This is a genomic window from Acrocarpospora catenulata, assembly GCF_018476525.1.
Lineage (GTDB): Bacteria > Actinomycetota > Actinomycetes > Streptosporangiales > Streptosporangiaceae > Acrocarpospora > Acrocarpospora catenulata.
The window spans coordinates 1-1,974 of sequence record NZ_JAHCST010000143.1 but is presented as its reverse complement, the minus strand read 5'-3'; the positions used below and the strand labels follow the sequence as shown (position 1 = coordinate 1,974).

Sequence of the window (1,974 nt, the reverse complement as noted above, 5' to 3'; positions counted from 1 at the left end):
GGCGCGACGGGTCGCGGGTAAGCGTCGCCTTCAACAGGGCGTGCCGAAGGCTCCTCTTCGTTCTGGTCCTTGGGCGGGCGGGCGGGTCCGGGAGTCCGCAACCGGGGTCACCGTTCGGTTACAGGGGGTTGCAGGGGGGCGCGTGCCAGCGTCGGCGGTCGGGCTGGCGCGGTCACTGCACGCGGTGCCCGGGGTGGATCCCTTTCGCGGTAATGGCGGTGCCGGTGAATTCGGCGATTATTCCCGGTGGCCCGTGGCTGGCCCGTGACTGGCCCGTGGGCGCATTTCCGAAAGGGGGCGGAAATGGCGCGTAGCGGCGTGGACGATGATTTCCTGACGGTGGCTGATTGCTGCCGTATCCTGCGGGTTCCTAGATCCACTTTCTATAAGTGGCTGGCGGTCGGAAAAGGTCCGAAATCGATCAGAATTCCCAATGGAGATAGGCGCATTTCCCGCAAAGAATGGGTAAAATGGTTAGCAGAGCAGGAACTCGACTAGAAAGGGGACGGCACGTGGAAACCACACTCGACATTCAGTTCTGGAAGATTCGCAAGCGGGAAGGCCGTAGGAAGCCCTGGGAACTGCGCTGGCGGGTCGGCACCGGGCAGCACAGCCGGTCATACCTGACCAAAGCCCTAGCGCAGGGTCATCAGGCCAAGCTCACCGCTGCCGCAAAGGTCATCGGGGAAGAGTGGGACCCTGCGACGGGTGAACCGGTCTCCTGGGGGCGTGCTCAAGCGCTGTGGTTCGACCACGCTGCCGAACTGGCGGCCCGGGGCTGGGATGAAGCCTCGGCCAACACCCGGCGCGGCATCGCCCGGGACCTGACCGACATCACCATGTTGATGTTGGAGACCTCTCTCAAGGCGCGGCGTAACCGGCCGTGTGACAAGGATCTGCGGGCGGCGCTGATGAACTGGGCGTTCGTTCCCGGCCGTGTCGAGCGGGAAGCGGTGCCGGACTCGATCACGACGGCGCTGGCCTGGCTGGCGACCTACACCCGGCCGGTCTCCTGCCTGGCCGACGACACGGTCTTACGCGCGCTGCTGGACGGCATCGCCCGACTTCAGAACGGCAAGCCTGCCTCCGCTGCCGTGGTCCGGCATCGGCGGGCGGCACTGCACCGGGCGTTCGAGCTGGCGGTGTCCAAGAAGCTGGTGCACACCAATCCCCTTCCGGCGATCAAGAGCAAGAAACGGCAGATCAGTGATGACGAGATCTCCCCCGTGGTCATCCCCAGCGGTGACCAGGTGGCGCGGCTGCTGGATGCCTGCCTGTCGCTGAAGGGGCCGCTAGCCCGGTTGAGGGGTCCGCGTCTGCGGGCCTTCTTCGCGGTCATGTACTACGCGGGGTGCCGTCCCGCTGAGGTCATCGCCCTGCGGGAAGCTGACTGCCACCTCCCCAAGACCGGATGGGGTCGGCTCACCCTGTGCGGCTCCTCGCCCGACGTCGGTGAGCTGTGGACCGGAACCGGGGAAAGCCACGAACAGCGGGGGCTCAAGCACCGGGGGCGTAAGGCGGTCCGGATCGTGCCCATCCCCCCGGCCCTGGTCGCCATCCTCCGCGAGCACATCACCACGCACGGCACGGCGGATGACGGGCGGCTGTTCTGGGACGGCGCGCAACGGGGACGGATCGACAAGGGCGTCTACGGCCAGATCTGGCGGCAGGCTCGCAAGGCGGCCTTCCCCGCTGCTGAGTTCGCCTCGCAGGTCGCGCGTCGGCCGTATGACCTGCGGCACACCAACGCCACCATGCAGCTGTCGGCGGGCGTCAACCCGCTTGAGGTGGCTAAGCGCATGGGGCACACGGTCAAGGTCCTGTTCGCGGTGTACGCGCACTGGATTGAGTCCGATGAGGACGCCGTGAACGCTAAGATTGAGGCGGCCTTTGATGCCGCTGCGCTCGGCTCTGTGACCAGCGCAAACGAGCCCGTAAACGACGGGCCACACACGGGCCAAACGCCCCTTCCGG

2 protein-coding genes are annotated in these 1,974 nt (G+C 66.6%); both read left to right on the top strand.

Annotated elements, in window-relative coordinates:
* Window positions 1-303: 303 nt before the first annotated feature.
* Complete coding sequence (locus KIP79_RS46060) at window positions 304-498, top strand: helix-turn-helix transcriptional regulator (RefSeq protein ID WP_214111368.1); 195 nt, start codon at window positions 304-306, stop codon at window positions 496-498.
* Between the two features lie 14 nt (window positions 499-512).
* On the top strand, window positions 513-1,974 hold a 1,462-nt coding region (locus KIP79_RS46055; protein WP_214111413.1), incomplete at its 3' end, for a tyrosine-type recombinase/integrase.